We start from the raw sequence: 25032 nt of genomic DNA on the forward strand, positions 1-25032 counted from the left end.
AATTACCCCTGGTTTTTAACGGGTGTCAGCCCATCGGCGATCTTGTTGAATCGATCTTCGAAACCGAACGGATTTCGATTTGTATCACCGGCGATCACCGCTTCGTAATTTCCGCCTTCCAACTTCTCAATTCTCACCCAAATTCGCCGGTGAGAATAGAAAAATACAAATATTAGAGCTCCCATTAATCCAAAGCCCCCTATATACCAAGCGATGAACGCGGCGTCGAATGGATCATATTTTATTGACAGGATATGAGCCGATGGTGACTTTTCAAATTCGGCAAGCCTCCATTTATATCCGGCTTTAGGAGCTCCGACAGGCATATTGTCAGCGAGCTTTTGAGCGAATGCGAATACACGAGCTGGCTCACCTCCCGTCGGCGTAACATTCAGGACCGCAACAGGGTTATTGTATTCGCCAGTCTTGGTAGCCGGTTTTCCGTCCGGACCGAATGTGAAATCGGGTTGAAATTCCCTAAAGTCGACCTTGGTACCGTCCGCGAGGGTTGCTGACCCGCCGCGGGGAATATCGAGCTTTACGATCTCGGCGCCATTTTGGGGCGTTAGTTCAAGTGTGATATTTCGAGCCGCCCCGAGTGGAACGGTTTGTGCTTGAAAGAACCGATAGCCGCGATAGCTGAAAGGCTTGTTAAGGCTGACGTCGATGATCTTCGTGCCGTATTGCGGGTCATCGATCTTCAATTGAGTCCGCCAGTCAAGTGTATTCGTAACACTGATGTTGCCGCTCGGATCGATCAAAGTCTGCTGAATATCAGTACACTCCATTGTAAAGGGCAGTTGGACGTTGAATTTTTCCTTTTTGTCGAGGTTGAATTGGATGAGTTGTATCTGATCCGTCACTTGCCCCGGTACCATCCGAACGTCGGCATCAAAACCGGTCTGCAGTGCGACAAAGTGCCCAAGAAATAACGTCAACAGAAAAACATGGACGATGTAAGCTCCCAGCCGATTGATCCTGCCCTTTTCGCCGAAAACCACCAATGAACTGCGATCTTTCATGACTGAAAAATCCTTATTACCGTGTTCGTCAACTCCGTATTCCAATTTACTCGATTCGGTGGTTAATGGAGTAAACCCGACAGTTCGCAGCAGGTTTGCGGCTTTCTCTCCAGCTTCGGCTTCGTTTTTCGCTGAGAGCTCTATCGTCTTGCTGAATTTTTGTGACAGCAGCCATCCGCGGGTCGGCGACTTCATTGGATCAGCAATATAGCTCCAGGCGGAAGGGAAGCGATCGATCGAGGCCAGCACGATGTTCAGCGAGAGCCACAATAAAAGGGCGTTGTAATAGAGGCTGTGGTAAATGTCGAAGAAACCTAGAGCGCCATAGACTGTCTTTTCCGCCGGTGTAAGTGATACAAAATACGCATCAAATCCATCTACATTCTGCTGTACTATCAGCATTCCGATCATCGATAGGACAACTAGAATACACAGCAACACAACACCGAGCCGTACGGAACTGAGGATGTCCAGGATCCGATTCATTACCGGAACGGACTTTCGCTTCGAAGCCTCTTTCGGGCTTATTGTTTCTTCTGCAACAGACATCGCTTATTTGCAAGATTAGCTAAAACTTCATTGTATGTCATGCGGCCATAAATAAGTTCGGCTTGTGCCTAATAAAATATGTGATTATCAAACGCATATTTGGAAAATCAATTTGGAGAAGCTATCCTTGACGTTAAAGTTTCGTGCCGAATTAGGATCCAATGGACACAGCAGCAGTAAAGATAGAAGACGTAAGGGAATTTAGCGTGCGGGATAAGCTGTCTGCGTATGTGGAGCTGACCAAGCCGCGCATTGCTTTTTTGCTTGTGTTGACGTCGGCGGCCGGCTTTTATCTTGCAACAAAAGGGAGCTTTGACACCGTTTTGTTCATCAACGCAATGATAGGCATAACCCTGCTGGCATTTGGCGTTGCTACGCTCAACCAATGGGTCGAACGCGATATCGATCCGCTGATGGAACGCACAGAAAAGCGTCCGCTCCCTTCGAAGCGCGTTTCTCCAAACGAGGCACTTTTTTTCGGGATCGTCCAATGTGCGGTTGCCGAGGCATATCTGCTATTCCTGGTCAACGGCCTTACCGCTGTATTGGGATTGGTGGTTATCGTCGGCTACGTTTTGGTCTATACGCCGCTGAAAACCCGTACGTCGGCTTCGACGGCCATTGGTGCCATTCCCGGTGCATTGCCGCCGCTGATGGGCTGGACCGCAGCAGCAAATGAAATCACCGTCGCGGCCTGGGCATTGTTTGCGATGCAGTTCCTTTGGCAGTTTCCTCATTTTTTTGCTATCGCGTGGATGTATCGGGAACAATATAAAAATGCCGGAATATTGATGCTTCCGGTTGTAGAACCAACCGGAACGCTAACTTTTAGGCAGATCGTGCTCTTTACGATAATGCTTGTGCCAGTGAGCATTGCGCCTTTTATTTTTGGGATCTCCGGTATCTTTTTTCTGGTCGGGGCCATTTTGCTCGGACTCTGGTTCCTGTATGCGGGAGTCCGGTCGGCGCTTGATCGATCGAATGAACGTGCCCGAAAACTGCTGCTCGTTTCAGTGATCTATCTACCACTTCTTTTTATTCTGATGGTCGCCAATAAACTGTGAACCTATGGACGTCGGAACAGCTGAGCTGATCAACGAAAACGAAGAGCCAAAGCGTAGGCGTTCGGGCTTTTCGAGCGGATCGTCGCCCAGCAGTGGAGGGCGCAATAAGGGCGGCGGAGGCTCGGACGGCCCAGATGACCATCCTGACGGCGAGCCGACGGCGTTTCGGCCTGAAAAGGCCCGCATTCTTACGGGTTTCCTATTATTGGTCGTTCTGATGACATTCGGCGGGATGATCGGAGCCTATGTGGTCATCGCGACAAATAAAGCCGCGGAATGGCAGCCTTTCGCATTGCCGATACCGGTTTGGATCAGCACCGCACTCATCCTCCTAAGCAGTATTACCTATGTGATTTCCGAGCGAGCTACCATCATAAACGATCAGCCCAAGGCTAAGAAATGGATGATCGTGACGACCGTTCTCGGAGCCTTTTTCATATCGTCTCAGATACTCGCGTGGATCCAATTGACACGCCGCGGACTGTATATGGAAGGGAATCCGTATGCCGGATTTTTCTATATACTGACGGCTGTGCATGCCGTCCACGTGATCGGCGGTAGCTCGGCATTGTCCAGTATATTGCTCAAATCGTGGTATCCGGCCGGCAGCGAGACGGACGTATTGCGGCGTATTTCGCTCGCCAAGGTCGTCGGGTGGTACTGGCATTTTATGGGGCTTTTGTGGCTCGTGCTGTTGTTCATGCTCGGTTTTTGGAAATAAGATGGAATCGGCACTCTCGATCTTTCCGCACATCAACGCATCGCTGAATACGCTAAGCGCGTGTTTTTTGCTGGCCGGGTTTTATTTCATAATGAAGCGGCAGATCTCGCGGCATCGCTTCTGTATGGTCGCGGCCTGCTGTGTTTCCGCTTTGTTTTTGATCTGCTACATTACGTATCATTCGCTGCGGACCTATTATCTGGGACTAGGGCCAACAAAATTTACCGGTGAAGGCCTGATACGCCCCGTTTACTTCACGATCCTGACCTCGCACACTATCCTGGCGACGCTAATCACTCCATTCATCCTTGTCACGCTCAGACGCGGCCTAAAGGGCGATCTGGAGCGTCACAAACGGCTTGCACGGCTCGTCTATCCTATTTGGCTATATGTCTCTATCACGGGAGTTGTCGTCTATCTTTTGCTCTATCAGATCTATCCGGCACGCTAGACAAACTTTTTTCGCGATCGAGCATCTTAACTATTGAAATGATGACACGCAGGTGTTATTATTTGGTTGTTGAAAAGTTGATCACCGAAGCGTTCCATTGGGGAACGCACGGGGGAACCAAAGTTTCTGCGAATTTTCGCGAAACAGGGGCGAAGCGTCATGAGACGCAGGGATACTCTTTCGTTCCTAGCCCGTCAGCTAACCTCGTAGGTGTGGCAAAGGAGTTACAGCAGGGATTAAGCCTTACATGGGCGCGATTTAAGATGTGCTTCCCGCATTTCAACAAACAATGAAGCAGACATCCGGTCTTCTCAAAGAGAAAAGTTCCGCTCGAAAGGGCGGAACTTTTTTTGTTTTGGGGGGAACCCAAATGTGTATTTGTTAGTGTTTTGGTCAAATTGTGGTACGTACCACATTTAAATCAACATAATCGATGAAAATGTCGTAAAAATGCGTTCTGCGACAGTTTTTAAGGGGGCTGGCGACAATGTTTTAGGGGGCTTGCGACAGTAAACAACGGGGTCAGCGACAATAAAAGAACCCCCAGCGACAATCCCAAAACGGGCGTAAAAGACTGTCGCTGGCCGCCGAGCCGGTTCATTTACAACGAAGACCCATCGCCGCCCAATATTCCCAGTCAGGATCGCGTGCCCAACCACTCGTTCGCCAGACCCCATCGCATCCAGGCAGCCCAACCGTCCATACGTTCCATCGTTTTTTCGCGGTGATCTAGCAAGAGCAAGCCGGCCCGATGCGGACGTCAGCCGGACACGAGTGTCCGTACTCCGGGGCCGAAGTTTACATCTCGATTTGCTATAAACGTGTGATCCCTCGGGGATCAACAAATCATTCGATTTTCATTTTGCATACACGATCTTTGCGATCTTCACCGTTTTTGCCGGGGTTTTGAAGTCCGGTACGAGTTTAAGCAGCGTTGGCTTTGATCGGAGTTTTATGGTGAATGTTTCGGTGCGTTTTGTGACCTCGACGTCTTTGTTGACCGGCCCTGAGGCAGTGTCGACCTCGAATTCGAGCGGCAGGCGAAATGCTGCAGGCACGATCGCGTCGGCCTTCTGGGTTTGGGTGACGGTGATGGTGATCGTCTTTTTGGCGGCCGAATATTTGGAAGTGACGGAGAGCCGCGGGGCACCTGAGTGATAGACCCATTGGTCGAAGAACCAGTCGAGGTCCTGGCCTGACGCCTGTTCCATGGCGGTTTTCAGGTCTTCAGTTCCAACGCCCGCGAATTTGTGCCGATTCAGATAGACATTTACGGCTTTCCAAAAGTTCTCGGTGCCGACCTGTTCGCGGAGCATGTGGAGGACGACGCCGCCTTTGTTGTAGGTGACCGACGCGTTGTCGAAAAGCTTATCTACCTCGCCGGCACGCAGGTTATAGAGGCCGTGGCGGCGGCCGGTCATCGAGTCGTTTCCGAGGAATTCGTCGGCGTCCATCTGGACCTTTTGGACGTAGGCATCCCGCCCGAGCTTGCGTTCGCGATAGACGGCCTCCATGTAGGTCGCAAATCCTTCGTTGAGCCAGAGCTCGGCCCAGTTGCGGCATGTGACGAGGTTGCCGAACCATGAATGGGCGAGCTCGTGCGAGACGAGATCGGTGACTACGCCTTTGCCGAATTCGAAATCGCCAAAGAATATCTCGCTGTCCGCCATCGTTGTCGCAGTAATATTCTCCATACCGCCGAACTGGAATTTAGCGACGATCGTCTGATCGTATTTGTTATACGGATAGAGTACGCCGGTGACTTCCTCGAAGACCTGCATCATCTCCTTGGTCGGGCCAAAGGCCGTTTGTGCGGTCTTTTCACGGCCGGGATAGACGTATGAACCAAGCGGAATGCCGCGATATTGGTCGTCGACGCGTGAATATTTGCCAACTATGAAAGATACAAGATAGGTCGAATGCGGCACCGGCATTTTGAAATGCCAGGTCTCCTTTCCATCCGCGGCGTCCACTTTGCCGAGAAATTCGCCGTTGCCGATCACGGTCTCGCCTTTGTCGGCGGTGATCAGTTCTTCGGTAGTTGCCTTATCACTCGGGAAATCGAAAGACGGGAACCAATGACGTGCTTCGTCGGGCTCGCCCTGCGTCCATATCTGGGCCGAATGGCCGTTCTCGCCATTGGACGCATCAACGAAATAGATACCCTTTTTCGGTGATGCGGAATATTTGAAACGCACTGCGATGGTCTCTTCGGGGCCGTAGGCACGATCCAGCGTGACGATGACCTTTCCTTCGGCAGTTTTGTATTCGAGCTTGGATCCGGTAGGTTCGAGGGCGACCGATTCAAAGGCGAGTCCGACAGCATCCAGCTCAAGCGTCCGAAATCCGGGCTTGAGCGGCTTGACACTGACTGTCGTGTCGCCGAGCACCTTCTTTTGCGAGCGGTCGAATGCGACTCGGATCGTGTAATGCTGTGCATCGAACGTCTGCGGCCGGTCAAATTCCGTACGGTTTTGGGCTAATACGGAAAAGGCCGACAGCAGTAACGCTGCGGCCAGAGTTGCGAGAAAAACACGTCTCTTTAACTTCATAAGGGTTTGAAAAATTCTCTAATGTATATTGTCAGAGGCCTCTGCGAAGATCTCTCTGTACTCAGCGTGGATCGATCGTTAATATCGATGCCCACGCGGAGTGCTGAGAGGATGACGCAGAGGCCGGTGAAAAGAGCCTGACTTCCGGTGCGGCTATTTTAAGTACTTGTTGAACCAATCCATCACGTTCGCATACCAGAACTCGGAGTTCTGCGGCTTGAGGATCCAGTGGCCTTCGTCCGGAAAAACGATCAGTTTCGACGGCACGTTCTTGAGCTGCAGCGTCGTGTAGAGCTGGTAGCTCTGATCGACCGGAACGCGGTAATCGATCTCGCCGGCAGTGACAAGCGTCGGCGTCGCGAAATTCTTGGCGAATTTGTGCGGCGACCATTTGTTGTAGTTGACCGGATTTTCCCATGGCATTCCCTTGAATTCCCAATTCACGAACCATATCTCTTCGGTCGAGGTGGCCATGCTCTCGAGATTGTAAACACCGGCGTGTGAGACGAACGCTTTGTATTTGAACCTCGGATCATTGTTGTGTCCAAGCAGCCAATCGACCATATAGCCGCCGTAGCTGGCTCCGGCAGCACCAATGCGTGTTTTATCGATGAACGGTTTCTTGACGACCTCGGCGACTCCGTTGGCGATATCAATATGGGCCTTTCCGCCCCAATCGGCTGATATGTCGTCAACAAATTTCTGTCCATATCCCGTCGATCCGCGGGGATTGGGCATAAAGACGACGTAGCCCTGGTTCGCAAAGATCTGCGGATTCCAGCGATAACCCCAATTGTCGCTCCATGCGCCCTGCGGCCCTCCATGGATAAGAACGATCAGGGGATACTTCTTTGCAGGATCGAAATTCGCGGGCTTGAGAAGAAAGCCGTGGACGTTGGTATTGAGCGCACCCTTCCAGTCCATTTCCTCGGACTTACGAAGCCCGAAATTCGCGAGAGCATCCTTGTTTACGGCGGTCAGTGCCTTGAGGCCTTCGCCGTCCGCGCCAACGCTCATGATCTCGGCCGGAGCGTCGTTCGAACTGGCTGAGAATACGATCGTGCGTCCGTCACGGGTGACGTTCAGACTGCCGGCAGTGACGCCGCCGAGTACCTTTTTGACGTGAGTGGCAATACGAAGGCGAAAGTCCGGTTCGACCGGAACGGAGAAGATCGGCGAGCGTCCGCGTTCTCCTGCGACGAAAAATACCGTATTACCGTCGGCCGAAATGGTCATATCATCGACCTGTTGGTCGAAACCTTTCGTCAATTCGACGATCTCGCCTGATTGCGGATCATATCGCATGATGCGCCAGCGGTCGGCCTCAAATGTTGCCCGCTGCTGCGAACGGAAAAGCAGATACTTGCCGTCCGGTGTATACATCGGGCTGGCATCGTAGCCTTTCATGCCGGCAGTGATATTCTTTGCTGCTCCGCCGCTTAGGTTTTGGATGTAGATGTCGCTGTTCGTCGATGTAGCCTCGACGCGGTCGGGGTTTCGCAGATAAACGATGCTCGAGCTGTCGGGCGAGAAAAGATAATCGGTACCTGTCGCGGCTCCGTACGGCGGCGAATCAAAATCGCCCGGAGTCACATCTCGAGCCGGGCCGCCTTTGGCGGAGACAACGAAAACGTGTGTTCTGAGGCGATCTCGCCAATCGGTCCAGTGGCGGAACAACAGGCGTTCGGTTACCTTTGCTTTGACCTTGCTGTTCTCGGCCTTTTCGCTCTCAAGCTTGTTGCACTCGTCAGATTTGCATTCGGGATAAACATCGCTCGAGAATGCGATCCATTTGCCGTCGGGCGACCAAACCGGCTGACTGCCGCCGGTCGAGAGCTTGGTGACCTGTTCGCGGCCGTCGCCGTCGGGTTCCATTGTCCAGATCTGGCCTCCGTGGACGTACGCGATGTGCTTGCCGTCGGGCGACCAACGCGGGTTGCTGCTGGACTTGTCAGCTTTTGTGACCTGCCGCTGATTGCGGCCGTCGATGTTCATCACATAGATCTGGTTAAGCGTGCGATTTGCGGCCTTGTCAACGATGCCGAGTGTGAAGGCGACCCTTTTGCCGTCGGGCGAGAGCTGCGGATCGGAGACTCGCTTCATCGCGATCAGATCGTTGACAGTGAATGTAGTTTGAGCTTGAGCAGCGATCGAAATGACGATCGCAAAAAGAAAGACGGAAAATAGTCGTTTCATAGTTTTTTCCTCGGAAATTAGATGCAAGATACGATTCATTATGCCATAGAATTTGGGAAGTTTATATCGTTGGGATAGGATGTAAGCATGAAAATAGCCCTTTTGTTCAGCCTTATCTTTTCTTCCACCGTTCTCGGCTTAGCTCAGGCCCCGACTCCGACGCCGCTGCTGTATTCCGATGACACGGTCGCGTCTATGAGCCGTATCCAACAAGCGGCGTTGAATAGCGATTACGCCTATAAACAGGCCGGCTATTTGTCGAACAACATCGGGCCGAGGCTATCGGGCAGCGCACAAGCGGCTCGATCGGTCGAGTATGTCGCTGCTGAAATGCGCAAGCTTGGGCTCGATGTGTACTTGCAGAAATGCATGGTGCCGCATTGGGTACGCGGCGAAGAGCGTGGCGAGCTGATCGAGTTTGAAGGCATGGCCGCTGGAACAACGCAAAAGGTGGTCCTGACCGCACTCGGCGGCACGATCGCGACCCCGGCGGAAGGAATGACGGGCGAGATCGTCGTCGTTAGAGATTTTGACGAACTCAATGCTCTCGGACGAAAAGGGAGCGAGGGCAAGATCGTCCTGTTCAACTACAAATTCGACCGGGAATTGCAGGCAAGCGGGTTTGGCGGCGGAGCTTACGGGCAAGCGGTGCAGTATCGTTTTGGCGGAGCGATGGCGGCCGCCAGGCTCGGAGCGATTGCGGTTTTAGTGCGTTCCGCGGGCGGTTCGCAGAATCGTTTGGCACACACAGGCGTCATGGGATACGCGGACGGGGTGACAAAGATCCCTGGAGCGGCTGTCAGCTACGAAGACGCTGAAACGATCGCGTGGCTCGCAAAGGCCGGCATGGTCAAGATCAAACTGACACTCACGCCTCAGACTCTGCCTGACGTCGAAAGCTATAACGTCATCGCCGATCTGAAAGGAAGCGAGAAGCCAAACGAGATCGTGATAGTCTCGGGGCATTTGGATTCCTGGGATCTTGGTACAGGAGCCATTGACGATGCGTCGGGTGTTGCGATGGCGATGGGCGTTCCGGCGATCTTGAAACAGCTCAAGATCAAGCCGAAGCGGACGATCCGTTTTATCGCCTACATGAACGAGGAGAACGGCGGACGCGGTGCCGCGGCGTATTTCGACGCCGAAAAGAATAGCATCGCCAACCATTTCGCCGCGATAGAGGCAGATCTCGGAGCTTCGCATCCGCTGGGGTTCCTGTTTGCCGGAAAGCCCGAGGCAATGCCGTATTTCGCACCAATTTCGAAAATTCTTTTGTCACAAGGTGCAGGACAAACGCAGGTCCAGGGCGGTGTCGGGGCTGATATCGATCCGTTGACACGCGCCGGCGTACCGTCGTTTGCACCCTGGTTCAATGGGCAGACGTATTTCAACTATCACCACACAGCGGCCGATACATTCGACAAGATCGATCCGCGGCATATGGCGGAGAATGCAGCACTTGTCGCTGTACTTGCCTACGGTCTTGCTAATCTTGAGCGGCCGCTGCCAAGATAGCGGCACGCAGCCGGTAGACGGCAGTCGGATCGCCGATGACTGAACATCGTTGTTTGAAGGCTATGGTAACAACTGTTAACCTTAGTACTTGAACTTCGGTACCCGCACAAATGGGTACAGACAAACGATATGAATAGACCACCGCCATATTTTCCGCAAAACCAGCTTTCACCGCCGGACGAGAACCGATACAAGAAATTCAAGTACGTCGTCGCCGGTTTGATCCTGTTACTGATCGCTATAATTGTCGGTGCCGGATTTGGTATCTATTATTTGATACGCTGGCTGTTCTAGAAGGCGAGAGAATCTGAAAGAAAAGAGCACGGCTCGGAATTGTTCCGGTCCGTGTTCTTTTTCATTGCCTGCTTAGGCAATTACTTATTTATCGGCGTTGTCTGGCGTGACGCTGATGACTTGGGCTTTAGGCTCTCGAGTACCAGGGATTTGGCCTGCGGGATCAATTCAATTCCTTTAGCGAGTGTCGTATCGTATTCGTTAAACACCTGCTGCGACGTTTCTGAGCCGTATGCCGCGGTAACAAACTCAGTTCTCAACATCCTCATCACAAATTCCCGCTCGCTGTCAGTAATTGCAGCAGGGATCTTATATTTTTCCGACGCAAACTGCTTATATGTCGCGTAGAGCTGATCGGTGATAGGAAAATCGGATTTTTTGATGTCGCTGCCGAAGACGATAGGCCTATCGACCTTATACGACTCAAATCCCTTGATCCGTCCGCCAACGACATCAAGCGAGAATGCGAGGATCGGATTGATCATACGGTTCTGGGTTTTGGCTCGTTCGGCCGGAATGGTCTGGGGTTTGACCGCCACATCAGGGTTGATGCCGCCGCCGCTGTAGACCGTGCGACCGCCATCGGTCTTGCTTTCCGGTCCGGTCGGAACTATCGGCTCTGAATTTTCATCGCGGAATGTGCCACCGTCTGTGTAGTAATTATAAAGATCACCTTTTGAGTAATCGCGTTGGATAAGGCGACCCGACGGAGTTTCGTATTTGGCGATGGTCAGCAAGAGCATCGAGCCATAATCGAGTTGGAACGGATTTTGAACAAGGCCTTTACCGAAAGTGTTCTCACCGACGATCAAAGCCCGATCATGATCCTGCAGAGCTCCGGCAAGTATTTCCGAAGCCGACGCGGTATTGCGATTGACAAGCACTACCACCGGAACACGCTCGGGCGACCTATTGTCGGCGTCGTAAGGTTCTGTTACACCTGCAAAGCGGCCTTTTTGAGTAAAGACGTTCTGGCCGTCCGAAAGGAATGTGTTCGCTACACGGTATGCTTGCCCAACGAGACCGCCGCCGTTATCACGAAGATCGATCACCAGCTGCTGCATTCCATCGGCCTTGAGACGCTTTAACCCATCAGAGAACTCGCGGGAGGTTGTTTGATTGAATCCGCCGCGCATCGCCATATAACCGACGCCCGGACGTATCATGTATATCTCCGTGATCGAAGGCTGAGAAACGGCATCGCGAATTATTTCAACAGTTTCACGCTTGCCGGTGGCGAGACGCTCGACAATGATCTTGGCCGGCGTTCCCTTTGGGCCGCGAAGGAAATTACGAACTTCAGAGAAAGGTTTACCGAGCATCGAGGTCCCATTGACGTCGACGATCTTGTCGCCATATCGAAGGCCGGCACGATTCGCCGGGGCACCGTCAAAGGTCGCCTTGATATACGTTGCGATAACCTTTCCATCTGCGTCGCTCAGATCGCCGATGGTCGCACCAATGCCGTAATATCTTGAACTCTGGTCGGTCCGAAACTGCTCGGCCTCTTTCGCGTCAAAGTAATTCGAATGCGGGTCAAGGGCGTGAAGCATCGTGTCGATCGAGGTCTTGAAAAGATCGTTGTAATCCAGTGCTTTGCCTTTAACGTGATTTGATTCGATCAGCGTAAGAGCCTCGGCAATGTCCTTCTCAATATCCTCGACGCGGACGACCTTTTTGGGGGCCGCAGCCGGGAGGTCTTTCTTCGTAGTTAGATCTACGGTCGCTACGGTAGACGAAGCCTGGCCGAAACCGACACTGAAGAACAAAAATATTGCTGAAAAGGCGGAAAGTAAAACTGCTCGTAATTTCAAAATATGATAACCCCCGCGAAGAGTGTTGGTATGAGGAGTTTGCACTCCAAAAATATTAACATCCATTTGAGTTAAATACGACAAAATAAGTTGCCTGTATTGGCGGCATTACAGAAACAATACGAACTTTTCTCACGTAAGGTTTTACGTTACACTTTGAACAACCTTACCGCTTAGATCTTGGAGGAATTCTAATGTTAAATCGCTTGTTGGCTACTGCAGCTATCTGTCTCTTTTTCGTTTCCGCGAGTTACGCTCAAACGAAATTGCTTCGCTTTCCTGATGTCTTCGGTGATCGTGTTGTATTTACATACGGCGGCGACCTTTGGACCGCGTCGACCAGCGGCGGCACTGCAACACGTTTGACCGCTCATCCGGGCGTTGAGACGTTTGCGAAGTTCTCACCGGACGGCAGATGGATCGCGTTTACGGGCCAATACGATGGCGACGAGCAGGTTTATGTTGTTTCGTCCGGCGGCGGCGAGCCAAAGCAGCTTACATTCTATCCTTCGCGTGGGCCGCTTGCACCGCGTTGGGGCTATGACAATCAGGTGATGGGCTGGACGAAGGACGGTAAGGTCTTTTTCCGCAGCCAGCGGGATTCGTGGTCGCTGCCGATCGCACGGCTCTATACGGTTTCGCCCAGCGGCGGCCCGGCAGATGTTTTGCCGATGCCTGAGGCTGGTTCGGGATCGTTTTCGGGTGACGGAACGAAGATCGCATATTCACCGCGTTTTCGCGATTTCCGACCTGAAAAGCGTTATGGCGGCGGACAGGCCAACACTCTCTACATTTACGATCTCGCAACCGCTGATGTAAAGCTGATCTCCGACAGTCCGCGATCGTGCCGTGATGCGATGTGGATCGGGAATACCGTCTATTACAACTCGGACAAGGACGGCAAATTCAATCTCTGGGCATACGACACAGCCAGCGGCAAGACGACACAGGTGACAAAGAATCGCGACTGGGATATTCGCTGGCCAAGCAGTGACGACAAAGACAAGATCATCTATGAACGCGACGGTGAACTCGAAATCATGGATGTTGGCTCAAAAAAGACGTCGCGGCTTTCCATTACGGTTACTGATGACGGCATCAACAAGCGAGTAAGGCAGGTCTCTACGGCCGGCAGGATCTCTTCGTACGGATTAAGCCCCAAGGGCGAACGTGCTGTATTTTCAGCACGCGGCGACATCTACACAGCACCTATCGAAAAGGGCGGCACGCGTAACCTTACGCGGTCGTCGGATGCAAACGACCGGTTTCCGTCCTGGGCGCCGGACGGCAAGAACATAGCCTACATCTCGGATAAAAGCGGCGAAGACGAAGTTTGGATCGCTGCTCAGGATGGATCGACAGCCCCCGAACGACTATCGACCACAACGCCGGGGCAAAAGACCGGGCCGGCCTGGTCCGGCGACAGCAAAAAGATCGCATTTGGCGACAAGGATGGAAAGGTCTATGTCCTGACAGTCGCGACAAAGCAGGTTCAGCAGGTCGTTGATGCACCAAACGGCATGATCCAGGACTACGATTGGTCGCCGAAAGGCGGCTACCTTGCGTATTCAATGCAGAACCGCAATGGTATGTCGTCGATCTATATTTGGAGTTCGGAAGAGAACAAGAATTATCGCGTGACGTCTGAAATGTTCGATTCCGGCAGTCCGAGTTGGGACTCGTCCGGAGGTTATCTGTATTTTCTCAGCTCGCGTGAATTTGCTCCGCAGATCTCGAATTCAGAGTTCAATTATGCAACGAACCGCATGGTCCAGGTTTACGCGTTGGCTCTGAAAAAGGACGCCAAGAACCCTTTTCCGCCCGAAAGCGACGAAGTGACCGTGACCGAAGAGAAGAAAGAAGGTGCTCCGACGCCTACTGCTTCGCCTGCGGCCGCAGCCGCTGCCGGTGCGGAAAAGGTCGATTTTGACGGAATCGAGGGCCGCGCCACCAAGGCACCGCTCGGAGCAGACAACTACGGAGGGCTCTCGGCCAACAAGGGCAATCTGGTCTATTCGATCCAGACACCGTTCTACTATGGCCGAGGAGCCGAGTCACAGCCGTCCGTGCGTATTTTCTCGTTGAAAGATCGGAAAGAAACAATATTGGTGCCTGCAGCCGCCGGATTTACATTGTCGGCAGATGGCAGCAAGCTGATGACCGGTTCGCAGGGCGGCTTTGCGGTTTTCGATGCCAATCCGGCGGGCGAACGCTCGCGCAAGGCTGTTTCGACGACCGGACTGGTGGCTGAGATCGATCCTGTTCAGGAATGGAATCAGATCTTTAACGAGGTTTGGCGGCAGTATAGGGATTTCTTCTACGCCGCAAATATGCACGGTTATGATTGGTCGAAGATCCGTGAAGATTACAAGAAATGGCTGCCGTATGTCGCTCACCGTTCTGATCTAAACTACGTGATCGCGGAAATGTGTTCGGAACTGGCAGTTCAGCACGCGTACATCGATGGCGGCGACTACAATTTACCTCCGCGAGTTCGTGTTGCATTGCCTGGGGCCAGGTTTGATGTCGATAAGGCGGCGAATCGATACAAAATAGGCAAGATCTACGGCGGCCAGAACGAAGAGGACATTTATCGCTCACCGTTCACCGAAGTCGGCAATGACGCTCGGGTCGGAGATTATGTGCTCGCAATCAATGGCGAAAGTGTGACGGCCGATCGCGATATCTATTCATATCTTCGCGGGAAAGCCGACAGTACCGTGACATTTACTGTAAATAGTACCAACACGCTGCAGGGGGCCCGAACCGTGACGATCCGGCCGCTCACCAGTGAATCTGATCTCATTTATCTTGATTGGATAGAGGGAAACCGACGCCGCGTCGATCAAATGTCGAATGGGCGTGTCGGTTATCTGCATATTCCCGATATGGGAGCACCGGGCATCCGGGAGTTTATCAAATGGTATTATCCGCAGATCAGGAAAGAGGCTCTCGTCGTTGACGTTCGTGCGAACGGCGGCGGTAATGTGTCGCGAATGCTGATCGAGCGATTGCGTCGAAAGGTTCTTGGCGTGAATTTTCAGAAAGCTAATGAGGACGGACAAACCTACCCCGATGGAGCATTCCTCGGGCCGATGATCGCAATATTGAATGAGAATTCGGCATCGGACGGCGATATTTTCCCGTATATGTTTCGTGAAGCGGGTCTCGGACAGCTTGTCGGTAAACGGAGCTGGGGCGGTGTTGTCGGTATTTCGAACCGCGGAACCCTCATGGACGGCGGCGTAACAAACGTTCCGCAATCGGCACTCGCAAACCCGAAAGGCGAATATATTATCGAAGGTTACGGCGTCGATCCGGACATCGAGGTCGAAAATGACCCGAAATCGATCATCGCCGGCCGCGATCCGCAACTCGAACGTGCGATCGCTGAAATGATGAAAAAGATCGCAACTCCGGTCAAGCTGCCGAAGAAACCGGCCGATCCGGTCAAGGTGCCAAAAAACTAACACATGCCGGAGCTGCTGGAAGTTACAGATCTGCAAACGCAGTTCCCGACCCGTGCGGGACTCGTAAAAGCCGTTGACGGTGTAAGTTTCACCATCGGCGAGGGCGAACTGCTGGGGTTGGTCGGCGAGTCGGGCTGCGGAAAATCGATAACGGCGCTGTCGATAATGCGTTTGATCTCAAAGCCGGGAAAGATATCAGGCGGTTCGATCAAATTCAAAGGCGAAGAACTGACGACGGCGGCGACGGAGCGTTTGAGGGAGATCCGCGGCAATGACATTGCCATGATCTTTCAGGATCCGATGACTTCGCTCAATCCTGTTTTCACGGTCGGCGAGCAGATCGCTGAGGCTCTGCGGCTGCATCGAAAGCTTGACCGAAAAGCGGCATGGGCGGCGGCGATCGAGGCGATGAAGGAGGTTTCGATACCTTCGCCCGAGCGTCGCGTAAAGGACTATCCGCACCAGCTTTCAGGCGGTATGCGCCAGCGTGTAATGATCGCAATGGCCTTGGCGTGTGACCCTGAACTGCTCATCGCCGATGAGCCGACAACTGCCTTAGATGTAACGATTCAGGCACAGATACTTGAACTACTGGATGAACTTCGCAGAACCCGAAAGCTCGCTGTTTTGCTCATCACTCATGATCTCGGCGTAGTCGCTGAGGTCGCCGACCGTGTCTGTGTGATGTACACCGGCAAGATCGTCGAAGAATCGGGCGTTGATGAGCTGTTCGAGAATCCGAAACATCCCTACACCAAAGGTCTACTGCGATCCGTACCGAAGTTGACTGAGATCGGCTCAACAAAATCTGAACGGCTTAAGACGATCGACGGAACGGTTCCGAGCCCGACAAATCTGCCGAACGGCTGTCATTTTGCACCGCGATGCTCGCAGCGTTTGGATATTTGCAATAGGGGTGAGATCCCGCTGCTTCCGCTCGGAAATGACGTAAAGGTCCGCTGTGTTTTATACGACGAAAGGCTAAAATTTCAGATCGGGAAAGAACGTACTCTTACCGCCGCTCAATAGATGACAGAAACAGCCGTAAAAGCTAAAAGTGAGTACCTTGTTCAGGTCAAAGACCTCGTCAAGCATTTTCCGGTGGAAAACAGCGACGATGTCGTCCAGGCGGTCGATGATGTCTCGTTCGATATAATCGCGGGCGAGACGCTCGGGCTGGTTGGCGAGTCGGGTTGCGGGAAATCGACCGTCGGGCGGTGTTTGCTGCGCTTGCATGAACCGACAAGCGGAGAAGTCTGGTTCGAGGGCAAGAATATTATCGGGCTCGGAAATAATGAAATGCAGGGCCTCCGGCGTGAGATGCAGATCATTTTTCAGGATCCTTACGCGAGCCTTAATCCTCGTTTGAGTATCAGATCTATTGTTTCGGAGCCGTTGAAGATCCATAAGATCGGCGGGAAAGCTGAGCAGAATGCTAAGGTAGAGGATTTGCTCGCAAAGGTTGGGCTTGATCCGAAATACGCCGATCGATATCCTCATGAATTCTCCGGCGGGCAGCGGCAGCGCATCGGTATAGCAAGAGCGTTGGCTTTAAATCCGAAGCTCATCATCTGCGACGAACCCGTTTCGGCGCTAGACGTTTCAGTTCAAGCACAGGTGGTCAATCTGTTACAGGATCTCCAGGACGAATTTGGCCTGACATATTTGTTTATCTCGCATGGATTGGCCGTCGTCGAACATATTTCGGATCGCGTGGCCGTCATGTATCTCGGCAAGATCGTGGAGATCTGCGATGCCGCAGAACTATACGAAAACCCTCAACACCCGTACACAAAAGCTCTCCTTTCGGCCATTCCGATCCCCGATCCAAAGCATAAACGTGACCGAATTGTTCTAACGGGCGACGTGCCGACGCCGATAAATCCGCCGTCGGGCTGCCGGTTCCGGACTCGTTGCCCGATCGCGATCGAAGAATGCTCAAGGGTGGACCCGGAACTCAGAGAGATAACCCCAGGTCATTTTGCCGCGTGCATACGTATCGGGGAATAGCTTCTATTTATTTGAAACGTACTGTATTTAGAAGACGTATAGTGTTTGTAATCAACGAAAGCACCTCTTGATCGGCAGTATTATTTTGACCGTACTTTGAATTCAGAAACAAAGGAGAACGTCTATGAGTGAAGAGAATACATCCGGGTCGCAGGCTCCGCCGCCTGAATGGCAGACACCGCCTCCGCCGGAAAAGATCACGGCAACCGATGGCGAAACTGCGCAAATGTCTGAGATTGGTACGATAGCCAATATTTTCATCGAGCCGGGGAACACGTTTGAGGATCTGCGCCGGAAACCAAGGTTCATTCTTGGGGGACTGCTTCTTGTGTTACTGTTCTCGGTGTTCCAGATCGCTTTTGTCGAGAAGATCGGCCTCGAAACGATCGTTCGCAGTCGAATCGAATCAAGTTCGCGCACTTCCGACCTCTCCAAGGAAGCAAAGGATACCATCGTTCAGCAACAGGCAGGCCCGATCGCAAAATACATAACATACGGCGCAACACCGATAGTTATGATCATTGTCTTTCTGATCGGCGGGCTTCTCTATTGGCTTGGTGCGAACGCGATGGGCGGCTCAGCGACCTTCCTTCGAGGATTGGCGGTCTGGATATACTCGTCAATTCCGGCAACCCTTCTCTTCACGCTTACGAACTTACTCGTGTTGTTCTTAAAGAATCCGGATGACATAGACATTGGGCGTTCGCAGCAGGGTTTGATACAAGCTAATCCCGGATTCTTTCTTGACGCCAAGGCTCAACCCGTCCTGACGGCTCTTGTAAGTTCACTCGACCTTTTTGCAATTATCGGATGGGTCTTTGCGGCGATCGGTCTGCAAAAGATCGGGAAGATCTCGTCAGGGGCCGCATGGGCGATCGTACTGATCCTTGCCCTGGTTGGTGTCACTTTCAAAGTTGTCGCGGCACTGGTCTTTTGACAAAGGTATCATTCATATCGCAATGATTCGATCGGATCCAATCGGGCTGCTTTCCACGCCGGGAACAGCCCGAAAATTATGCCTATACCCACACTGGCGGCAAAACCGGCGATCGGTGCCCAGAGCGGCACATACGATGGCAGGAATAATCTGACGAGAAGTGTAAGCAGCCAGCCGAGAAGAAGGCCTACGATTCCGCCTAGGCCGGTAAGTGATGCAGCTTCGATCAGGAATTGCTCTAGAATATCTACGTTTCTTGCCCCAAGTGCCTTTCGCACACCTATCTCCCTTGTTCGCTCGGTGACAGAAACCAGCATGATGTTCATCACGCCGATGCCGCCTATCATAAGTCCTATCGACGACACGACGACCATAGCAAGTGCGACCCCCGCCGTTATCGACTGAAATTGATCGATGATGCTGTCTGCCGTGGCGAGTGCGAAATTGTTCGGCTCGCCGTATGCAACTTTCCGGCGGATTCGCAGCAAATCCTCAACCTGATCCTGGGCTTCGGTCAGCCGTCCTTCCTTAGCGATCGCCATTATGTTCACATCGGACGAGCCCGGTTTCATTCGAGTTGACGATTCGAAAGGTATATATATCACGTTGCTCTGATCTGAGCGGCCACCTCCGCCTCCGAGGAACTGTTCCTTTTTCTCAAGTACTCCGATAACTCTAAATAGCCGCCCGGCGATCTCGATCTTTTGATCAAGTGGAGATTCTTTAGGAAAGAAAGTCTCCTTTGCGCTGTTGCCGAGCAAACAGACATCTATTTTTAAGTCATTTTCGGACCGCGTGAACCAACGCCCTTCAATTAATTCTTCTGTTCCGGCCGCCTGGATCTCAGGTAGTGTGCCTACGATATTAATATTCGACGACTGAACGCCTTGCGCGGAAACGATCGTCTCGCCTCCCATAGGCCCGCTCGATACGTTTAGCTGAGGCACAGCCGTCTCAAGCTCGGAAAGCATACGAAGCGCCATTGCATCGTCATACGTCAAATTGGGCCTGGTTCGTTCATCCTGTGTCGGGCGGGCTGTTCGCGGGCCGGGCGTCATCTTATAAATAAAGACCGAACGTGTGCCGAACGATTTGACCTGATCTTCGACTGCGACCTCGATCCCGCTTATTATGGAAGAAATAAGCATCACGGTAACAACTCCAATGACAACACCGAGAATTGTTAAGGCCGACCGAAGCTTGTTGCCGCGCAGCGTGTCCCACGCCATCTTGAAATTCTCAATGAATTTTGAGGTAGTGGGTTTCATACTATTCAAATCTCATCGCTTCGATAGGATGGAGTTTCGCAGCCTTGCGAGCAGGGAATAGTCCAGCGATAATCCCGACAGCTCCGGAAACGCCGATCGATACAACAACTGACCACCAAGGTATTTTTGTCGGAAACACGAGACGCGTTATCACCAGGCCAATTAGATAAGCGAGAATGAGCCCGATAACGCCGCCGATCGAGGAAAGGGCAGCGGACTCGATCAGAAACTGACGCAAGATATCCTTTTGTCGGGCCCCGACGGCCTTGCGAATACCAATTTCTTTTGTTCTTTCGGTAACGGCAACGAGCATGATGTTCATGATCACGATCGCACCGACAAGCAGAGCGATGGCCGGAACCACGAGTATTGCGATCGAGATGGAGCCGAAGATGCTTTGCCTCACGCCGCTGATGGCTTCGGGCGTACTGATCCCAAAATTATCCTTCTCATCCGACCCCAATTTTCGCTTTATTCTAAGAAGCGTGCGTACCTCGTCAACCGCCAGGTCCATACTTGTTGAACGGGCTGGCGTTCCAACAAAAGACGGAGCCCGACTGAATTTGATCCCGCCAAACGCGGTCGAAAAGGTCTTTAGCGGCAAAAGAACGAAGTTATCCTGTGATTGTCCGAAAACGCTGCCTTTCGCGACCTGAACACCTATAATCTTATATGGAATGCCAGCGATGTAGATATCGCTGCCCACCGCATCGCCTCGGGGGAATAGCGCTGTTTGAATATCCGCACCGATAAACGCCACACGAAGGCCATTCTCATCATCGACGCTCAGAAAATACCGACCTTCTGCAACGTTAACGAGCTCGATCTCACCTACTATGGGCTCAACGCCAGTGATGGAAATATCCGACAGAACATCTTCTTTGTATCGAATCTCCCGCACAACACCGCCCGCCTTGGCTCCGATCATTTCGACCAACCGAGCATTTCTGCGGATAAACTCAAGTTCATCGAGATCAAGTTCTTTGTTGCGTCGACGGGCAGCGGCCATTGCATCGCTGTTCCCAAAATCCGCAAAACTGAAACGTGAGATAGTGAATGAATTTGAGCCGATCCCGGCGATCTTTTCGTCGACGTAAGAATTGAATCCTTGAAGAAGGGAAAGAACGACCATGAACGCGGTCATTCCAATGATCATCCCGAGGAGCGTAAGGAAAGAGCGCAACGGGTGTGTTCGGACTTCGGTCAGAGCTAATTTCACCGTATCGCCGGCTCGCATTCCCATGATTCCACCTTCCAAAGCGCATATTATCACTAGCGAGTCTGAAATCAGTGATATAACGCACACTTGTGAGGTAAATGGATCGGCGTGAGGCCGGATCATTCATATCGCAATGATTCGATCGGATCTAATCGGGCTGCTTTCCACGCCGGGAACAGCCCGAATATAAGACCGATCAATACGCTCGCACCAAAGCCCATTGGCGGTGCCCACCAAGGCACATAAGACGGGAACACAATCCGTATAAGCAGCGATATAAGCCAGCCGATCAATAAGCCGAGCAGCCCGCCGAACCCGGTAAGGGTCGCAGCCTCTATCAAAAACTGCATCAGTATATCCTTCTGTTTTGCTCCGATCGCCTTTCTAATACCGATCTCCCGCGTTCGTTCGGTAACTGATACGAGCATGATATTCATCACGCCAATGCCACCGATCATGAGACCGACAGAGGATATCACGATCATTGCAATGAACACGCCGTTCGATATCGCGGCAAACTGATCGATAAGGCTGGCGGCCGTTTCCATGGCGAAATTGTTCTTTGCACCGAAGGGAACCTGACGCCTAATTCGCAACAGATCCTGCACGTCATCTTTGGCTTTTTCAAGTTGACCTTCACGGGCGATGGCCAATAGAAAGAGATCGTCGGCATTTGGCTTCAATTTGAGTGCCGCCCCCATCGGCATGTAGATGGTATTGGACTGATCGTTATTTCCGCCTCCACCGCCGAAGAGCTGCTCACGTTTTTGAAGCACACCTATTATACGGAATTCGGTTCCTCCGATATCCAAGGTTTCGCCAAGGGGCGACGAATAGGGTGAATATGCATCGCGAACGGAATCGCCAATGATGCAGACATTTGCCTTTGCGTCGTGTTCGGACTGAGTGAACCAGCGGCCATCAACAAGCACCTCGCCGGGAGCTTTTTCCGCCTCAGGCATCGTTCCGCTCAACTGGACAGACGACGAAGTTTTACCGTTCTTGCCGGTTACATTGATCTTTTGGCCGAAGAAATTATTCGAAATATCGAGGTACGGCACTGCCAATTCGATCGTCTTGAGAGCTCCGATCGCCTCTGCGTCGGCCATCGTTAGCGGTTTTCGCATTCGCTCTTCGCGCGTCGGGGCGGAGGTGCGAATGCCGATATCTTGTTTATAAAGGAAGATCGATCTGGTGCCGAATGATTCTACCTGTTTCTCGACCGCTATCTTGATACCGCTGATCATCGAGGAGATCGCCATCACGGTAACAACACCAATGACGACGCCAAAAATGGTCAGAAACGAGCGCATCTTACTGGTGCGAAGCGTGTCGATCGCCATTTTGAAATTCTCTAGAAATGAACTTGTTACGAGTTTCATTTGATCAATCAGCCCTCAATGCTTCAATGGGATCAAGGCGAGCCGCTTTCCACGCCGGATAAAGTCCTGCAACGGCCCCGACAATGGCCGAAAACGCGATGGCAAAGAAGGCGGCCAAAAGAGAGATCCTGGTCTGAAAAAAGACAGCAGTAACTATTATTCCGGCAATTTCCGCTAATATCAGCCCAATTATCCCACCCAGGGCCGAAAGAGTCGCGGACTCATATAAAAATTGCTTTAAAATATCGGATTGCCTCGCACCGAGACTCTTTCTTATGCCGATCTCACGTGTTCGTTCGGTCACGGCCACCAACATGATATTCATGATCACGATGCCGCCGACAAGCAGCGCAATTGACGGAACGATCAAGATGACAATGCCGATCGGCTTGGTAACGCCGCCGATCAAATTTTGAATTGCGTCCGGCGTCAAGATCCCAAACGTATCTTTCTCGCCGAAAGGTATCTTTCGTTTGATCCGCATCAGGGTGCGAACTTCTTCGACAGCCTCCGCAAACTTCTTATCGTCCTTGGCCGTAACGACGAAATAAGGTGCACGCTGTCGCGTCAGTCCACCAAATGCAGCCCCGAAGGTTTTGATCGGCAACGTGATAAAATTGTCCTGCGGCTGGCCAAACACAGTGCCTTTGGCGGTCTGGACACCAATGATGCGATAGGGGATTCCAGAGATCGTAAGTTCCTCACCCACTGCACTGCCGGATGGAAACAGCTTTTTGGCAACATCCATCCCGATATATGCGACACGAGTGGCATTGTTGTTTTCGGGTTCGGAAAAATAGCGCCCTTCCGCGATATCGAGCTTGTCAATTACCGCAATGATCGGCTCGGCCCCGTTGATCTGAACAGAACTGATGGTCTGCCCGCCGCCTCGAACCTCACGAGAATTGCCGCCGGCCTTAGCGCCGACCAAACCGACGAGTTGGGCACGTTCGCGGATGAAATCCATTTCGTCAAAGGTTAGTTCCTTATTTCTCCTTTGAGCGGCGGCGATAGTGTCCGTGTCCTTGAAATCATCGAAACTGAATCGCCGGACTGTGAACGAATTTGTTCCGATCCCGGCGAGTTTCTCATCAACATAGGAACTGAAGCCCTGAAGCAACGACAATACGATCATAAACGCCGTAACGCCGATGATCATTCCCAGCAATGTCAGGAACGACCGCAGCTTATGAGCCCAGATCGCGGCAAATGCAAGTTTTAATGTTTCGGCAAAGTTCATCCTTGTTCAGGTTACCCAAAGTAACTGCGTAATACGAGCGAAAGTAAGCAATAGTTTTGATCGTTGAGATCTATTCGAATCTTAAAGCTTCGATCGGGTCGAGGTTTGCAGCTTTCCAAGCCGGAAAGACGCCAAACACGACGCCAATACCCGCCGAAGCAAGGACTCCCAGGAGGATCGCCCACACGGGAATATAGGCGGGAAGAGGCGAATATGCATTGATGAGCAGGCTGAGCACTTCTCCGATCGCAACACCCAATGTTCCGCCGATCGCGGTCAGAACAACGGCCTCGATAAGAAACTGAGAGAGAATGCTGCCGCGTGTGGCACCGACGGCTTTGCGAATACCGATCTCCTTTGTCCGTTCTGTGACCGAGACAAGCATGATGTTCATCACGCCAATGCCTCCGATCATTAGTGCAACGGCCGAGATCGCGGTCAAAACGAGATAGGTCGCTCCGGTGAGCTGGTTATAGATATCAAGCAGAGCATCCTGCGAAGAGATCCCAAAATTATCCTTCTCTCCAAACTTAACTTCTCGGCGGAGACGAAGTACGTCGCGGGCCCCGTCTATGGTCTGCTTGACGTCGGCTCGTGTTAAAGGCCTTATGATGATCACGAAAACGCTCTGCGGCTGCTCAAGACGCGGATAGTATTTCTGTGTAGTCGTGAGCGGAATAAACGCTATATTATCGCGAGATTGGCCAAAGAATGAGCCGAGCAGGCTCATCACGCCCACTACGTGAAACGGCGTCCCATCGATCTTTACCTCCGAACCGATCGGATCTTCGCCTCCGGGATAAAGTGCCTTGACGAGATCTCGTCCCAAAACAACGACGTTAGTCCTGTCACGAATATCGCTGTCGATGATAAACCGGCCGTAATCGACGTATTGTGATTGTGTGAACTCGTAATATGGGGTAACGCCGAGCAGAATGGGTGTATCTGATTGCTTTTCGTTGTAGCGGATCGTCACCGACAGTTGCCGCTGCATAGGCGAAACTCCGACGGCTGTGGGGACCTCGTTCCTGATCGCGTCCGCATCTTCGATCGTGAGTTCTTTCCGCTGACGCTCTTCTTGTCCCGGCGGCTTGCCAAAACTAGCGTCAAACTTTGCAACGAAGATGGTGTTTGAGCCGAGCGATTCGATCTGTTCTGAGAATGCCCGATTGAGCCCCTGAATGATCGAAACCATGGCAAGGATCGTGACGACACCGACGGTTACACCGAGGATCGTGAGAGCCGAACGAAGTTTGTTCTCGAACAGCGTGTCGAATGCCATTACGGCCGATTCTCTGATTGAGTCGCGATTCAACATTTTGTAACCA

At 52.2% G+C, this 25032-nt stretch carries 18 protein-coding genes; 9 read left to right on the forward strand and 9 right to left on the reverse strand.

All coding sequences use genetic code 11. The features are described from left to right. Positions 1 to 2: 2 nt before the first annotated feature. Positions 3 to 1571 (reverse strand): cytochrome c biogenesis protein ResB, encoded by a 1569-nt coding sequence (locus IPK01_18245; protein ID MBK7935371.1) that lies wholly within the window; start codon positions 1569 to 1571, stop codon positions 3 to 5. Between the two features lie 161 nt (positions 1572 to 1732). Here IPK01_18245 and cyoE point away from each other — a divergent pair, with 161 nt between their 5' ends. From cyoE to IPK01_18260, 3 genes are read left to right on the forward strand one after another with little or no spacing between them, the layout of a single operon-like run. Beyond that, positions 1733 to 2635 (forward strand): protoheme IX farnesyltransferase, encoded by a 903-nt coding sequence (gene cyoE, locus IPK01_18250; GenBank protein MBK7935372.1) that lies wholly within the window; start codon positions 1733 to 1735, stop codon positions 2633 to 2635. 4 nt (positions 2636 to 2639) lie between these two features. Further along, positions 2640 to 3356, forward strand: a complete 717-nt coding sequence (locus IPK01_18255) for a cytochrome c oxidase subunit 3 (protein ID MBK7935373.1) — start codon at positions 2640 to 2642, stop codon at positions 3354 to 3356. Between the two features lies 1 nt (position 3357). After that, on the forward strand, positions 3358 to 3807 hold the full coding sequence (locus IPK01_18260) for a DUF420 domain-containing protein (GenBank protein ID MBK7935374.1): 450 nt from the start codon (positions 3358 to 3360) through the stop codon (positions 3805 to 3807). Positions 3808 to 4664: 857 nt separating this feature from the next. Here IPK01_18260 and IPK01_18265 read toward each other — a convergent pair. After that, entirely contained in the window at positions 4665 to 6359 is a 1695-nt protein-coding gene (locus IPK01_18265) for a M1 family metallopeptidase (protein ID MBK7935375.1), read from the reverse strand. Between the two features lie 153 nt (positions 6360 to 6512). Then, a complete protein-coding gene (locus tag IPK01_18270) occupies positions 6513 to 8555 on the reverse strand; it encodes a S9 family peptidase (protein ID MBK7935376.1) in 2043 nt (680 codons plus the stop codon). A gap of 87 nt (positions 8556 to 8642) precedes the next feature. On the opposite strand from IPK01_18270, the gene IPK01_18275 reads away from it, so the two are divergent. Both IPK01_18275 and IPK01_18280 read left to right on the forward strand, forming a co-directional pair. Next, positions 8643 to 10070: a M20/M25/M40 family metallo-hydrolase gene (locus IPK01_18275; protein MBK7935377.1), complete on the forward strand. Its 1428-nt coding sequence runs from the start codon at positions 8643 to 8645 to the stop codon at positions 10068 to 10070. A gap of 129 nt (positions 10071 to 10199) precedes the next feature. After that, a complete protein-coding gene (locus tag IPK01_18280) occupies positions 10200 to 10364 on the forward strand; it encodes a hypothetical protein (protein ID MBK7935378.1) in 165 nt (54 codons plus the stop codon). Between the two features lie 80 nt (positions 10365 to 10444). Here the strand turns inward: IPK01_18280 and IPK01_18285 are convergent, their stop codons facing one another. After that, positions 10445 to 12178: a S41 family peptidase gene (locus IPK01_18285; protein ID MBK7935379.1), complete on the reverse strand. Its 1734-nt coding sequence runs from the start codon at positions 12176 to 12178 to the stop codon at positions 10445 to 10447. Between the two features lie 194 nt (positions 12179 to 12372). On the opposite strand from IPK01_18285, the gene IPK01_18290 reads away from it, so the two are divergent. From IPK01_18290 to IPK01_18305, 4 genes are all read left to right on the forward strand, one after another. Next, positions 12373 to 15648: a PD40 domain-containing protein gene (locus IPK01_18290; GenBank protein ID MBK7935380.1), complete on the forward strand. Its 3276-nt coding sequence runs from the start codon at positions 12373 to 12375 to the stop codon at positions 15646 to 15648. 3 nt (positions 15649 to 15651) lie between these two features. Continuing rightward, a complete protein-coding gene (locus IPK01_18295; GenBank protein ID MBK7935381.1) occupies positions 15652 to 16677 on the forward strand; it encodes an ABC transporter ATP-binding protein in 1026 nt (341 codons plus the stop codon). Continuing rightward, positions 16678 to 17658: a dipeptide ABC transporter ATP-binding protein gene (locus IPK01_18300; protein ID MBK7935382.1), complete on the forward strand. Its 981-nt coding sequence runs from the start codon at positions 16678 to 16680 to the stop codon at positions 17656 to 17658. It abuts the gene before it with no gap. 124 nt (positions 17659 to 17782) lie between these two features. Further along, on the forward strand, positions 17783 to 18595 hold the full coding sequence (locus tag IPK01_18305; GenBank protein ID MBK7935383.1) for a YIP1 family protein: 813 nt from the start codon (positions 17783 to 17785) through the stop codon (positions 18593 to 18595). An 8-nt stretch (positions 18596 to 18603) separates the two neighbouring features. Here the strand turns inward: IPK01_18305 and IPK01_18310 are convergent, their stop codons facing one another. The 5 genes from IPK01_18310 to IPK01_18330 form a co-directional block, all read right to left on the reverse strand. Beyond that, positions 18604 to 19863 (reverse strand): ABC transporter permease, encoded by a 1260-nt coding sequence (locus IPK01_18310; GenBank protein ID MBK7935384.1) that lies wholly within the window; start codon positions 19861 to 19863, stop codon positions 18604 to 18606. 1 nt (position 19864) lies between these two features. Then, positions 19865 to 21106 (reverse strand): ABC transporter permease, encoded by a 1242-nt coding sequence (locus tag IPK01_18315; GenBank protein MBK7935385.1) that lies wholly within the window; start codon positions 21104 to 21106, stop codon positions 19865 to 19867. Between the two features lie 95 nt (positions 21107 to 21201). Next, positions 21202 to 22464 (reverse strand): ABC transporter permease, encoded by a 1263-nt coding sequence (locus IPK01_18320; protein MBK7935386.1) that lies wholly within the window; start codon positions 22462 to 22464, stop codon positions 21202 to 21204. A gap of 4 nt (positions 22465 to 22468) precedes the next feature. Next, positions 22469 to 23704 carry an ABC transporter permease gene (locus IPK01_18325; GenBank protein MBK7935387.1) on the reverse strand — a complete coding sequence of 412 codons (1236 nt, stop codon included), beginning with the start codon at positions 23702 to 23704 and terminating at the stop codon, positions 22469 to 22471. A gap of 70 nt (positions 23705 to 23774) precedes the next feature. Next, positions 23775 to 25022: an ABC transporter permease gene (locus IPK01_18330; protein MBK7935388.1), complete on the reverse strand. Its 1248-nt coding sequence runs from the start codon at positions 25020 to 25022 to the stop codon at positions 23775 to 23777. Between the last annotated feature and the right edge of the window lie 10 nt (positions 25023 to 25032).

It is taken from the genome of Acidobacteriota bacterium (genome assembly GCA_016713675.1).
Classification (GTDB): Bacteria; Acidobacteriota; Blastocatellia; order Pyrinomonadales; family Pyrinomonadaceae; genus OLB17.